The organism is Leuconostoc sp. JNUCC 76 (assembly GCF_053667755.1).
The window spans coordinates 970,216-983,426 of record NZ_CM132206.1 but is presented as its reverse complement, the minus strand read 5'-3'; the positions used below and the strand labels follow the sequence as shown (position 1 = coordinate 983,426).

The 13,211-nt window shown below is 30.4% G+C and carries 10 protein-coding genes; 1 reads left to right on the top strand and 9 read right to left on the bottom strand.

Annotated features, from left to right (window positions below; translation table 11 throughout):
* Nucleotides 1-175 precede the first annotated feature (175 nt).
* Nucleotides 176-472 carry a Dabb family protein gene (locus JNUCC76_RS04870; protein WP_454156283.1) on the top strand — a complete coding sequence of 99 codons (297 nt, stop codon included), beginning with the start codon at nt 176-178 and terminating at the stop codon, nt 470-472.
* 48 nt (nt 473-520) lie between these two features.
* Here the strand turns inward: JNUCC76_RS04870 and msrA are convergent, their stop codons facing one another.
* The 9 genes from msrA to JNUCC76_RS04825 all read right to left on the bottom strand — a co-directional run bounded on the left by msrA (nt 521) and on the right by JNUCC76_RS04825 (nt 12,060).
* Nucleotides 521-1,357 carry a peptide-methionine (S)-S-oxide reductase MsrA gene (gene msrA / locus JNUCC76_RS04865; protein ID WP_454156281.1) on the bottom strand — a complete coding sequence of 279 codons (837 nt, stop codon included), beginning with the start codon at nt 1,355-1,357 and terminating at the stop codon, nt 521-523.
* A 430-nt stretch (nt 1,358-1,787) separates the two neighbouring features.
* Nucleotides 1,788-3,014, bottom strand: a complete 1,227-nt coding sequence (locus JNUCC76_RS04860) for an MFS transporter (RefSeq protein ID WP_454156279.1) — start codon at nt 3,012-3,014, stop codon at nt 1,788-1,790.
* Nucleotides 3,015-3,327: 313 nt separating this feature from the next.
* The gene (locus tag JNUCC76_RS04855; protein WP_454156277.1) at nt 3,328-4,173 is read right to left on the bottom strand and encodes a PhzF family phenazine biosynthesis protein; all 846 of its coding nucleotides are present in this window, start codon (nt 4,171-4,173) and stop codon (nt 3,328-3,330) included.
* A gap of 740 nt (nt 4,174-4,913) precedes the next feature.
* The gene (locus JNUCC76_RS04850; protein WP_454156276.1) at nt 4,914-6,650 is read right to left on the bottom strand and encodes an ABC transporter ATP-binding protein; all 1,737 of its coding nucleotides are present in this window, start codon (nt 6,648-6,650) and stop codon (nt 4,914-4,916) included.
* Nucleotides 6,647-8,404 (bottom strand): ABC transporter ATP-binding protein, encoded by a 1,758-nt coding sequence (locus tag JNUCC76_RS04845; RefSeq protein ID WP_454156274.1) that lies wholly within the window; start codon nt 8,402-8,404, stop codon nt 6,647-6,649. The genes JNUCC76_RS04850 and JNUCC76_RS04845 overlap by 4 nt, the downstream gene beginning before the upstream one ends.
* A gap of 102 nt (nt 8,405-8,506) precedes the next feature.
* Nucleotides 8,507-9,178, bottom strand: a complete 672-nt coding sequence (locus JNUCC76_RS04840; RefSeq protein ID WP_454156273.1) for a TetR/AcrR family transcriptional regulator — start codon at nt 9,176-9,178, stop codon at nt 8,507-8,509.
* A 119-nt stretch (nt 9,179-9,297) separates the two neighbouring features.
* Complete coding sequence (locus JNUCC76_RS04835; RefSeq protein WP_454156271.1) at nt 9,298-10,770, bottom strand: ABC transporter ATP-binding protein; 1,473 nt, start codon at nt 10,768-10,770, stop codon at nt 9,298-9,300.
* 2 nt (nt 10,771-10,772) lie between these two features.
* Entirely contained in the window at nt 10,773-11,345 is a 573-nt protein-coding gene (locus tag JNUCC76_RS04830; RefSeq protein ID WP_454156270.1) for an energy-coupling factor transporter transmembrane component T family protein, read from the bottom strand.
* Between the two features lie 103 nt (nt 11,346-11,448).
* Nucleotides 11,449-12,060, bottom strand: coding sequence for an MptD family putative ECF transporter S component (locus tag JNUCC76_RS04825; RefSeq protein ID WP_454156268.1), 612 nt, complete (start codon nt 12,058-12,060; stop codon nt 11,449-11,451).
* Nucleotides 12,061-13,211 lie beyond the last annotated feature (1,151 nt).

The following is a 13,211-nucleotide window of genomic DNA, read 5'->3' as shown; positions in this document are numbered from 1 at the left end:
ATTTATTTCTGCTCAAAATCTGAATATATACCGATTTAAATTCTGTGCTAAACTACCTATTCTATGCTGCTTTTTAGCTGTTCAATTTTTAATACTTTGTTATGACAAGACCTCGACAAAAATTAGTTTTGCATGCTATACTATCTCTATTAATTATCTAAGAGGGGCTCTTAAAATGCGATATGTTCATAACGTTCTTTTTAATTTTGATTCAAAACAAACTAATCATGATAATCTAGCTGCTTTAGTAGAAAATTTTCGTTGTATTAAAGGAGTGCAAGATGTTTATTTTGGAAAAAACAAAACTCCTGAAACCGATAAAATGGCTGGTTTTAATTATGGATTAACGCTTTTCTTTGATTCATATGAAAATTTGGAAGCTTATGCCACTCATCCTAATCATGAAGTTTTTAAAAATGCCATTCAAAATTTCACTAATGATGTTGTTGTTATGGATTTTCAAGTTTCATAAAAGTAATGTACATTCAAATTATTTTATTCCACAATTAAACAACATCGACTACTTATCATAGTGCATTTTTTTCAATATACGACTTAACCTATTTGGTATGCGTTGTGTAAATAAGTATACTTGTTTAAATCTTTTTAGCTTATGGTATCGTCTAGGATTTTTTTTGTAAAAATCCTGATGATAATTTTCTGCTGGCCAAAATTTGGTTGCATTTTTAATTTCAACTACAATTGGTCGTGCGAAAACATGAGAATCAATAATAGATTGTTTAGACTTTTCTGCTATATATCGTTGCCTTTCACTATTTACAAAAATAATTGGCTTATAGTTCTCCCCCCTATCTTCAACTTGGCCTAAATTGTCCGTTGGATCAATAAGTAGCCAATAAATATTTATCAGTTGTTCATATGTTATAAACCGATTATCAAACAAAATTTCTACAGCCTCAACATGTCCTGTATGTTGGCTTAAAACCTGATCATATGTGGGATTTTTTAGTGTTCCCCCAATATAACCAGAAACAACTAATTTGATTCCAGGCAATTTATCGAATGGTTCTACCATGCACCAAAAACAGCCGCCGGCAAAAATAGCTAGTTCTTGATATGATGAGTTCTTAATATGATGCAATGTCATTTTTTCATTTGAACTGGTTTGATAACTATCAGTAATTTTTAAATAAAAATCCATCACATCAGGAGTTAAATTATTTCGAACAGCTAACGGTTTAAACTTATATTTCAATTCATCAATTGTGACGTTAAGTCTAGTCGTGTTAAATTCATTTTTTGATTCTATTAATACTTGCCGTTCCCAATCACGAGTTGCTGGATTTAAAATAAGATTATAGATGTTTCTTTGAATTTCATCTTGATTAAGCTTCATTTTCCCACGCTCCTCAATTTGTTGATGGAAACTATTTCAATACAATTTATCTCCACCTCTTAATTTCTCAATTGAACCAAAGTATTCGGCAATTATCAGTTCACCAAAACTTATTTATTTCTGTTGCTACGACTGAAATTTTATTCTCTCCTAATGACAGATGTATACACTTACATTTGAACTAAGTCAAATATAATGCACTCAATAAACTAATTTCCACCATAAATACCTAAAATAATAGTCAATATACCATGTACTATAATAATATTTGGAAAATGGTTTCCTAAAATAATCACGCATAAAAAAATTGAAAATACAATCTATAATTTTTTGTAAACAAAAAAAACATCCGAACGTAGATGTTTTTGTTTAATAATATAACTCATAACAATTGTTCTCAAAAACAATAAAATTTGAATAATACATAGCATTACGCATATTTCACAAAAATCCAACCACCTAGAACAAAGAAAATCAACAATGAAGCTGCACCTAACTGAACTTGTCCAGTGCCAGCAGCAACACTACCAAAAACCAATGGGCCTAAAACTGCTGAAAATTTTCCAAAGATATTGTAAAATCCAAAAAATTCACCGGAATACTCTTTGGGAATAATTTGACCAAAATATGATCTACTCAAAGCTTGAATTCCTCCTTGCGCACTGCCAATCAAAAAAGCCATTAACCAAAATCCCCATGCTTGTGTAATAAAAATCGACATGATGGAAATAATTGAATAAATAAAAATTCCGGTTAATATCATTTGACGAGTTCCAAAAATTTTGGATAACTGTCCAAAAATAATTGAAGCTGGAAAAGCCACTAATTGAACGAACAATAAAATTGTAAGTAATTGTGTCATGTCAATACCTATAGAAGTTGCAAATAAAGAAGCTTCAGTAATAATTGTATTGACACCATCAATGTAGAAAAAGTATGCTATCAAAAATCCAACAATTTTTGGATATTGAGATAAATGTTTTAGCGTACTTACTAATCGTTTAAAAGATTGTTTGATTGGATGTTGTGGTACTGGTAAAAAATGTTTTTGACGAACTTTAAATAACATTGGCAAGGAAAAAGCGCCCCACCACAAACCAGCAAGAATAAAAGCAAACATGACTCCTTGTTGACTAGACATAAAACTTCGTAATGCATAAAAAATAACAAATGGTACAACGCCACCTACATAACCAAGGGCAAACCCCCAACTAGAAACTTTGGGCATGCGCTCTGATGTTGTGACATCTGTTATAAAAGCATCATAATAAATATTAGCAATACTAAAACCAATATTAGCTAATACAAACAAAAATAATAACATCCAAAATCCATCAGCTGGGACTGCTGCTAGTAGGAGTGTTGTAACAAAGCCTAGTAAAGTAGATACTAACCAAGCTGGTTTCTTCCAGCCACGAAAATCTGCTAATGAACCTAATATTGGTGCACATACAGCTACAATTAGCGTTGAAAAAGAATTTGCATAAGACCACCAAGAAGTAGTTTGAGCAGTCGATATACTAATATTTTGACCAACTGTTTCCAACCACAGTGGTAAAACCGCAGTAACAACAATCAAACTAAAACTTGAATTTGCCCAATCATATATCATCCAACTTCGTTCTGCTGGAGTGAACTTAGAAACTGATTTTAACATACGTCACCTCATTAATAAGGGTATCAAATATTTTGATAGATAATGTATAGATTGTGTCAATATACCATAAATACAACATTACGTGATATGTTGTAAAGGTTTCAGCAGATTCCCACTGATGTGAATGACCGATTTGTTCAAGCTACTTTCAATATTGTGATTAGTTCCTTCAATGAGCAAATATAAGTCGCTTTAAGTTCCAACGACTTTGACACCGGAATTTGAATACGAAGTACTAATTCTTTGCTAAAAAAGCACATCGCCATAAGTCTGCGTCTGTGCTTTTTGTCTTCAAGACTATTCAATAATAATTTTAAACTGATACTGATTTTGTCTCTACTAAATAACCATATCCGCCTACAAATACAGCATCAATTATATCATCATGCGTTGTTAAATTAACAACAATGCGTGATGGGCTATTGAGATTATAACCTTGTTCAAAAATGTATTGTGACTTCTTCTCAACATACTTAAATAGATAACAAGCCAGCGCACAGTTAGAAGTTCCCGTTGCAGACTCTTCATCAATATCATAGAGTGGTGCAAAATTTCTACAAATTACAGTAACATCGCCATCTTCTAGTGCAAATGCATGAACGCCAATCACATTTTGTTCCTTACTCAATTCAGTCATAGCCCTAAAATCAGGATTTAGCTTTTGAAGTGCTTTACTTGACTTTATTGGTAAGAGAATATCTCTCAATCCAGTTGAAACAATTTGAATTGGCAGTTTTGAATTAATTGAATTTGTATTTAAACATTCATTAAATGAATCTGATGTTAGCGTATTAAAGTAAGTAGGAACATTTTGTTCCATAAATACCATACCGTCTTGGTCCACTCTCATGGATAAAACACCCGATTTTGTTTCTATCGTATACTCACTTTTAGATAATTTATTCGTTAAATTCATAAATGCGAATGTTGCTATTGTAGCGTGTCCACAAAGTGGCACTTCTTCCGTAGGCGTGAAATACTCTAATCGGAAATCTGCTAATTCTGACTTGGTTATAAAAGCCGTTTCAGCATATCCCAATTCTTTGGCAATTGCCATTTTTTGAGCAGAATTTAAATCGGGTCTATCAAACACAAGGCCAGCTTTATTACCACCAGCGTTGTCTTTACTAAAAGCACTTACTACATATACGTCAACCATTATTATTTGTCTCCATTCAAAATTACTGCGATTGCCACTTCGTTCTGATTAGTATACAGATTTATTTAAACGATTACAATAGATACTTTTTAAGTAGTTAAAATCATTTATTAACCGCTAGTTCCGCGTAGCTGACGATTAGCTTGATACAATGTCCACTTAAACCTTTGCAATCATTTCCCTTAATCAGCACGATAAGCAAATGACAACTCAATTGATTTTGAAACAAGAAAAAAGCACAAAATGAAATTGTGCTTTTGATGAATCTTCTTATTTAGAAATTAGCTGTAATTAAGGTGATAATATTATTGAACCTAAACTGCTGTTCCACTAGCAGTCACGATAATTAACATAATAGCAGAATGTATGAATTGATTGTAATGAACACTAGTACCAACAATGGCATCTTTCACAATAACCTAAATACTTTATACCGGCGTTTATTTTCTATATTATTGTTTAGCTTTTTTTCACGATTGATTGCATGATTCCGAATCGACTTATAGTTACCTAATAAGAACCCAATGTTTTCCGAATTTCTGTAATGTATGATGGCAAATATGCTTCATGCCCAAAAGCCAATAATAGAATCTTAAAAAAATTATTCGTTGATCCTTCTAAATTAAGTGAAATAACCCATCGTATAGTGAATAACAATTATATTTTTTGTGCTCAGCAATTCGTCGTGTCCGGTTAATTCTTGCAATCTACCTATTGATAAATTCTTTTTTAAGCTGAAATTAGTCTAATTCACCATCGCTTTCAATATTATTTTCAAGTTTCCATAGTTTTGAAAATACACCATTTTTACTTAGTAATTCAGATTTATTACCACACTCCTTTAAATAACCATTGTCAATCACTAAAATATTATCAGCGGTTTCAATTGTTTTTAATCTGTGTGCTACTACAATAACTGTTCTATTTTCAACAAGATTACTCAGTGCTTTTTGAACATAGTATTCATTTTCGTAGTCTAATCCTGAGCTAATTTCATCTAAAAATAGAATAGGACTATCTTTTAAAATGGCTCGGGCAATAGCGATACGCTGTCTCTGCCCACCCGAAAGTTGAGATCCGTTTTCGCCTATATTCGTATCGTATCCATTTGCTAAATGTTCTGTAAATTCATCACATTGTGCTAGTTTTCCTGCCTCTATTACTTGTTCATCAGTTGCATTTGGATTACCTACTCTAATGTTTTCTTTAATTGAATTATTGAATAAAATCACTTCTTGAAACACCATCGAAATTTGTTTAAATAAAAAATTAGGTTCTATTGTTTTAATATCAACACCATCAAGTAATATCTTTCCTGAATCATATGGATAAAATTTTGATAATAGCCTTAAAAATGTACTTTTACCAGATCCAGAAGGCCCAACTATGGCTGTTACCTTTTTTTCAGGAATTTGACATGAAATTCCTTTAAGAATTTCGTCCTTTTTTGCATAACCAAAATGTAAATCACTAACTGTAAAATTATAATGTTTTAAGTCCGGTTGCAAATTTGCTGAATCTGGTTGTGTGTCATAAATCTTTCGAAGTCTATTCATGCATAATTTAACATATCTATATTGAGAAAGAGTTTCAAATATTCCCACCATTGAACCATTGAATCGTGTTGCAACAAGTATGAAAACAAGGAACGTAATCAAACTAATATTACCTGTTTCCCACCAAAACCCACCAAAAATTATTAATAATACTAAATTAATTTGAGTAACACTCGTAATTAATCCATGGAAAATGGCAGTAGGTAATTCTGTTTGTAAATGACTTTTTTCTTGTTGTTCTAACAAGGAAAAAATTTCTTTTTTTGCTCCGTGAACAAAGTTAAAGAATCGTACTTCTGGCATTTTTTCTATGAATTCTTGAAAAACATTACTTTGCTTTAGTAATTGTTTGTCATATTTTTCATGTGCACGTTTTTCTATACGGCCAGAAAGCCAAAAAATAAAAGCAGACATTGGATAAGTAGAAAACAGAGTGACTGCCATCCAAAAATTATAAATACTCATACTTACAAAACCCAATGCCATAAATAAGAACATACCTATCATTTTTGGCATAGCACCACTAAATAGTTTTTCTTGTTCAGAAATATCATTAAGTAATACATTGGTTAATTCAGCTGTACTGTGTTTAGAATAATAACTGGCCGGTAATTCTTTCATTTTATTAATTAACCGTATGCGATTTTTTTCACTCTCTTTATAAGCAGAAACAAACAAAAAAGTATAATCAAAATAGTTTGATACATAAAGTATAGTGATAATAACAAAAACTAATAATATTACAATAACCGGCGATGTAAATAAATAATTTGCCTTTTCCCATTCTAATAAGAAAACAATAAATAACATCATAGGTAACATGGCTAGAATGTTATTTATAAACTCCAACAGTGAGGATACTAAATAGTTTCGGGCTCCTTTTTTTGAAAGTACAAATTTTTTAGAAATCTTTTCAATCATTTATTTTCCACCCCCAATTGCCATTTCTGCGTTTGTTGATGCATATGAATCATTTCTGAATATTTCCCATGTTTATCAACTAATTCTAAATGGGTGCCACGTTCAACAATATTTCCATGATTAAATACTAAAATTTGATCAGCGTATTTAGTGATTTTTAATTTGTGATCAATTAGAATTAATGTTTTTTCTTTTGCCAAGTGAATAATAGCTTCCTGCATTTGCTCCTCATTTTCAGAGTCAATTGAAGCAGTTACTTCATCCAAAATAACGATTTTTGCCTTTCGTAAAAATGCTTGGCAAAGGCTTAATCTTTGCTGCTCACCTCCAGATAAATGAACACCTTCATTTCCAATTAGTGTATTTAATCCGTTTGGCATTTTTGCAATCAATTCGTCGCAACAAGATAGTTTGATTGCTAGTTTAATTTGCTCTTCGGTGGCATCAGGATTAGCAATCTTTAAATTATCCAAAATAGATCTTGTAAATAACTTACTATTTTGTGAAATGTAGGTTATATTTTCCATAAGTTGATCTTCACTCATATTTTTAATATTTTGATTACCAATAAGAACATTACCTGAATATTCTCGATAAGCACCAATCAATAGTTTGGCAATAGTTGATTTTCCACTACCACTAGCACCAACGATAACAGTCATTTTCTTTTTAGGTATTGTAAAACTAATATCATTCAATACTGGTTGGCTTTTAGAATATGAAAATTCAATATTATTAGCAAAAATATCATCATTTGAAAAATCTTTTGATATTTTCTCTTTAGTTTTTAAAAATAAAGAAGTTTGGCTATAACCATCAAACATATTATCTATTCTGTTCACTGCTTGAATGGCCATTGAAAAACTTTCACCCAGTGATAAAACTTTCGTTAGTAATAATATAATTTGTGAACTAATAATGATACAAAATAATGTTGTAGCACCGCTGTCTGAAATCACAGCTGTATTTTTCAGTGTGAAAACAATTAAAAGTGGAAATGCCTCTAGTACAATCTGATTAATCACATAAGGTAACCGTACGGTTAAAGAATAATTTAATGCCCATTGACTATAGTTTGATATTGATTGCCTGAATCTTTTAAAGGTTGTTAACGGAACATTGAATAATTTGACTAATGACATGCCTCTGATGAATTCTGTCGAAGATGAATTCATTTCATCTAAAGAATCCATATAATGAACTATGTCGCTCGTATTCCCCATCATTTTACTTAAAAGAAATAGTGAAATTATCACTATCATTAGAATTAGAAAACCGTACAACCAATTAATCAAAAAAATACTAACTAAAATAATCATTGGGCCAACAACACTTCTAATAATATCTGGGATATTATGTGCTACAAATGAATGTGTTAAGGAAGCATTGTCATCTATTGTCTTTCGAATAGCACCTGATTCTTCACTATCAAAAAAACTTAGCCCAACATCTAACAATTTATTAATACCATATATTCTCATGTTTCTTTCAATGCGAAACCCTGCCATATGACTAAGCCAAAGAGAAATAAAGTATGAAATAATGTCTAATAATATACCACCCAATGCGAGGTAACCATAATTAAATATGTTTGCAGCAGAAATATGTTGATTAAATGATAATGTAATTAAGTTGTAAATACTTAAATATGGCACTAGCATAAAAATAGCACTTAACGCTGAAAAAAATATTGACCAATACAAATATTTATTATAGTTTCCTGCAAAATTAATAATACGTTGAATTTTTTGCATAACATTTCTCCTAAACATATTTGTTGTTCCATTTTCCAATTAAGATAGCAATGCTATCTTAATTGGAAAACTAAATATATACTACCATTGGTAATTAAAATGTCAACATTTGATATTCAATAAATAATTTATCCAAGATGGGGTTTGAAAAGAATAAACGTCACGCATCAATTTTTTTGTTTTTTCTAATGAGTATTCATGCATTAAAATATCAAGTATTGTCGCTAAATAAGAGTAAATAAAAAAATGAAGTTGATCATCTTCCCCTGTAATTTCTTTACTAATTAATTTTTTTTGTTTCAACCATTTAATTGTTTCTATTGTTCTTGTTTCAGAAAAAATAGTAATTTTCTCTAAAATATTTTCATATTGTGAACCGTTAGATTTAAACAAAACTAGTTTAGTGATTTCAGGATGAAGATACATATAGTCAATAATTGGGTCCAGTTCACTTGTATTTTGTTCCCAGTATTTTTTTAGGAAAGAATTATTGAGCACGGAAGAATTTTGTACCCCTTCATTGAAAACCATCATCTGAAAAACATTACTATATTCGTCGTATATTTTTTTTAAACTCAATAAATATGGTTCAATTAATTCATCAAGTAAATCTTCTTTACTTGTAAAATGTTTATAAAAGGCTCCAGTGGTAACATCAGCTAGCTTACAAATTTGTCGAACACTTGTTGTTTCAAAGTTCGCTTTTAAAAAAAGGGTTAAACCACTCTGTAATAATTTTTTATGAGTTTTTTGATAATCTCTAATATTTTTCATGGTGACACGCTATCTCATTTTATTTGATATTTCTAGCAAACTACGTTAATAAAATTTTCTTTGTACTTATTGTAACATGTTACGTTAATCACTTGCTTTTTTTAAATAAAATCATCAAATTATCCAAATAGTTTTAAAAAATCTGTGTAATGATCGTTATCAATATCAACAGACTTAGGCTTCGAAAATTTTTCAAATTTTATTATCTTATCACAAATTTGAAATAAAAATTGTGGGTCATGACTAATAATAAAAAAAGATATATCATGCTCTTGCTGATAATGATTTATAACATTGATGATGCAGTTTAAACTTTTCTCGTCCAACCCTGAAGATGGTTCATCTAAAATAATTATTTTGGGATGGTGTATTAATGCTGTAGCAAGGACAAGCCTTTGTTTTTCACCACCGGACAAAGTTGCTGGATGACGTTGTTCATATCCGCTTAAATTTAACTCCTGCAAAAGATATTGTCCTTCGTTTATTAGTTTAGGAGTTTGTTTTAGATTTAAAAATAATTCATTCCACACGCTATCAGTAAAAAGTTGATAAGTTGTTTCTTGCATTACATACCAAACATACTTTTGTAACGACCATTTTCTAGAAACATGGTTTTGAATAAAGATTTTGCCTTTACGTTGATTTTTCAGACCGGAAATTATTTTCGCAAAAGTAGATTTACCGACACCATTTTTACCTACCAATCCAACTATTTCATTTGAATTAATTTTGCAACTAACGTTTTTTAACAGCATTTCATGATTAAAATGGTATGAAAAGTTTACATTCTCTGTTCTAAGTAACTCTTGTTTGTTTATTTTTTTATTCTGAGTAATAGGAGTATTTTTTGTTGGTGAATCATATATACTGAGTGGCCGCAACCCTAATTGATCCAACTGATCATCATTTAATTCCTTTAGTTCTTTGGCTGTGAATTCCCTTTGAATAGCACCATTATTTACATAAATAAAACGATTAATAATTGGCAATAAAAAGAATAATCGATGTTCTGAAATTATCAGAGTTGTTTTATGTTCCAACTTAGATAATAGATTGCCAATATGGACAGCTTCTTGTAAGTCTAGGTTAGCTGATGGTTCATCCATAATCAACAAATCGGGATTATTTGCTGTTGCTGCTGCAAAAGCTACTGTCTGTTTTTGCCCACTAGATAAATTAACTGGACGTTTTGTTAATATATCATTTAATTTAAATTCCTTGATTATTTTGTTTCTTTTGTGTGTTAACTTTCTTTCATCAAATTCGTTAGAACTTAGTTTTAAATTTATTTCATCTGAAACGCTATTGGCAAAAAATTGATTCCTGGGGTCCTGAAAAACGTTACCGATTTTGTTAGTTAACTCTGCTACAGGCCAGTCTGTAATGGACCTATTTTCAAATAGAATAGTTCCCTCAATATTATCGGGATCTAAAAACTGAGATACGCCATTAATTAGCTGTATAAGTGATGATTTACCAGAACCAGAGGGCCCAATTAGAGCAATTTTTTCACCAGCATTAATTTCTAAATTTATATTTGATAAGATTTTTTTATTATTAATTTTAAGAGAAACATTTTTTAATTTCAGCACAACTAAAATCCTCCTAACAAACTGAAAATACTAACTATAAGAATTAATAAAATAAATAATAGACCGATGAATGTATTTACATTCAGTCTAATTAATTTATATGAAGTTTTTTTACCAGAAACTGTCAGTCCTTCAGTAAAAGCAGCAATGCTTAAATCATCAATCAAACGTGTTGTTCTCATTAATGTTGGTATTAAATAATATTCCATAATAAGCACAGGTTTTCTGTAGTAAATAGGATTCCTTAATGATAAACCATGTGTTAATCTGGCTTGTTTAATTTCCCTAAATTCATCATTGAGAATGGAAAAATATCTTATTCCAACAATCAGTGACATCTGAATTTCAGATGGAACTTTCAATGTTACCATTATGCTTCTCAACTCATTAATCGGAACGAGACCAAGTGAAGAGCCAAAAATTATTGTAGGCAATAATTTGAACATAATTGTAATAATCCAACCAAGTAATCCTAGATATGTGTTATTTGTTGCACCAATATAAATTATACAAAAAATAAATACGACGGAAATGCTCAGATATTTAAAAGATAGAATCATTTTATTTTGAATCATTAAGTATATGATGCCAATAATTGACAGCAAAAATGTTGTTTTCAAATTGATAAAAAAAATTAGACTGATAACAAGTATAAAAGTAATTAACTGGCAAAACGAATTAATTTTTATCATGATTATCTAGATAACCTGCCTTACGAAAGTGTTTGTTGAGTAACTTCTCACCGATCCAACATCCTAATATTGCCAATAATAATGTTGTAAGCAAATTTGCTACTATCCAAAGTGGATTTGTGGCAAAACTTTGCATTTTGTCAATTAAAGTTGAAGAATACTGCATTTTTTTATAAGCACTTCTTCCTAAAACGTAAAGAGAAAACATATCACCAAATCCGAGAGCTACAACATAGATGGCGTATGCAAAAGTTTGTCGTACAAAACTACGATAGTTTTTATAATTCCCAAGTAGAGAAACTTCCGCAATAATTCCGAATAAAATTGAATAAGGCAACATAATGATTAGGCCCATTAAAGAATATATCAAACCTAATACTAAACTAAAACCAAAAATGGCTCCTTTTTTACCAATTCGGTATGCCATAAGCAAATAGATTATAGCGACTGGGAACAGTGAAATACCACTCAATATAGGCCATGCAAAAGGCATTACAAAGCTAAAAATCAGACCCATAATAGACATTAAAACATATGCTAATAGTGAGTATATAACCACTGCTATATAATCCTTACTAGAAAATTTATTATTATTCATAAAACTAATATTCCTTATATTATCATTTGTAGGTATCTCCTACATGCTTTGAATATATTATCTATACTCAGATGTGATGACGCGCCGTGAATTAATTTTCCCTTCCAACATAACTTTTGGTAACTGTTTCAAAAAGGGTCTAGTCACGACTCTTCGACGTGTTGATCAGATGGATATCACTGGTAAAATAGTGAAATGCGTTTCAACTTGTTTACGTTGAGCGCTTTTTCAAACATTTAAATGCCAACCCTATGTCAACATCGAAAAAAGAAGCTTAATTAACTACAAGCAATTTAAAAGTTGTGATTTTTTGATAAACAATTGCTGAGATTAAACAACGTTATAATTAGCTACCAGAAACCATGGTCTATCAAAAAAATTGTTGCACAATCAAATAGTGTACTTACTTGGCTCACAAAATATTTACAAATTATATATCCCATAAACCCCTCCTTTAAAAGTAATGATTATCATTATAGCACAATGTATAATATCATTTTATATTACTTAGCAGATTTCACAATTGGATTATTACCTTGTAAGGTAATTCGCACCGACATTGCATTCATCTTATCAGTAATTTCATCTAACTATCGTTACCTATCAAGTTAAAAACTAATTCCTGTTGGGGTATCAATGACGTGCAGAAAAAAGTTCTATTTTAAGTACTTTTGGAATATATTTCAGAAAATTGCAAGAAATAAATTTTTCGAGGACTAACTTGTTTGCATTTAGTTACCATCGACGAAAAATCGTAGATGGAATGGTGCAACAACTCACCACTTTTTGTAGTTTTCTCGTAAGCATGCAGTCTCTCGTTACCTTGACCGTTGAAAAAATTAGTTAAATCCCGCTATTCAAAGATTGAATGTAACGATATCACTTCATGGATATTTGAAGTGTGTTTTGTAAATTGGGTTCACCGGGTTTAAACTGAAAGCCTTGTCTATAACTTTCTAACGTCTGGTTTAGTTGACTAGATAAGTCTCTAAATTGTTCCAACTTTTTAATCATATTTTAGTTGGCATAATTTTTCTTTTCACAAATAAAAAATCACCACTAGCATTGAGTGATGAACATATAATAATAGAGAATACTTATTTAAATGCGTTAATATTATCTTGAAGCAGAGTACTTTTTTGGATAATTAA

Excerpts from the sequence above, each read along its gene's own strand:
- JNUCC76_RS04870 (WP_454156283.1), top strand. The coding sequence starts at position 176 with ATGCGATATGTTCATAACGTTCTTTTTAATTTTGATTCAAAACAAACT.
- msrA (WP_454156281.1), bottom strand. The coding sequence starts at position 1,357 with ATGAAGCTTAATCAAGATGAAATTCAAAGAAACATCTATAATCTTATT.
- JNUCC76_RS04860 (WP_454156279.1), bottom strand. The coding sequence starts at position 3,014 with ATGTTAAAATCAGTTTCTAAGTTCACTCCAGCAGAACGAAGTTGGATG.
- JNUCC76_RS04855 (WP_454156277.1), bottom strand. The coding sequence starts at position 4,173 with ATGGTTGACGTATATGTAGTAAGTGCTTTTAGTAAAGACAACGCTGGT.
- JNUCC76_RS04850 (WP_454156276.1), bottom strand. The coding sequence starts at position 6,650 with ATGATTGAAAAGATTTCTAAAAAATTTGTACTTTCAAAAAAAGGAGCC.
- JNUCC76_RS04845 (WP_454156274.1), bottom strand. The coding sequence starts at position 8,404 with ATGCAAAAAATTCAACGTATTATTAATTTTGCAGGAAACTATAATAAA.
- JNUCC76_RS04840 (WP_454156273.1), bottom strand. The coding sequence starts at position 9,178 with ATGAAAAATATTAGAGATTATCAAAAAACTCATAAAAAATTATTACAG.
- JNUCC76_RS04830 (WP_454156270.1), bottom strand. The coding sequence starts at position 11,345 with ATGATTCAAAATAAAATGATTCTATCTTTTAAATATCTGAGCATTTCC.
- JNUCC76_RS04825 (WP_454156268.1), bottom strand. The coding sequence starts at position 12,060 with ATGAATAATAATAAATTTTCTAGTAAGGATTATATAGCAGTGGTTATA.